Source organism: Achromobacter sp. GbtcB20 (assembly GCF_019091095.1).
GTDB lineage: Bacteria > Pseudomonadota > Gammaproteobacteria > Burkholderiales > Burkholderiaceae_B > Achromobacter > Achromobacter mucicolens.
On the sequence record NZ_JAGXJZ010000530.1, the window covers coordinates 1 to 272 of the forward strand.

A 272-nucleotide genomic window follows, 5' to 3' on the forward strand; every position below is an offset into this window, starting at 1 on the left:
GCCGGGGCCCCCGTGCGGCTGGCGGCCGGCAGCCTGCGCCCGGCCTTCGGCGAGACCCTGGCGGCCTGGCGCGCCGCCGGCGGCGCCGATTTCGCGGTTCAGTACGGCCCCTCGGGCAAGCTGCGCAAGGAGATCGAAGGCGGCCGCGCCGTCGACCTGTTCGCCTCGGCCTCGCCCGGGCACACCGAGGCGCTGGCGCGCCCGGGCCTGCTGGGCGTGTCCCGCGTCTTCGCCCGCCACGCGCTGTGCGTGGTGTCCACGCCCGAGCGCGG

1 protein-coding gene is annotated in these 272 nt (G+C 79.4%); it reads left to right on the forward strand.

Going from position 1 to position 272, the window contains the following annotated elements; translation table 11 throughout:
* The coding region (locus tag KVT32_RS30080) for a substrate-binding domain-containing protein (protein ID WP_217619428.1) at positions 1 to 272 on the forward strand (272 nt) is incomplete at both ends.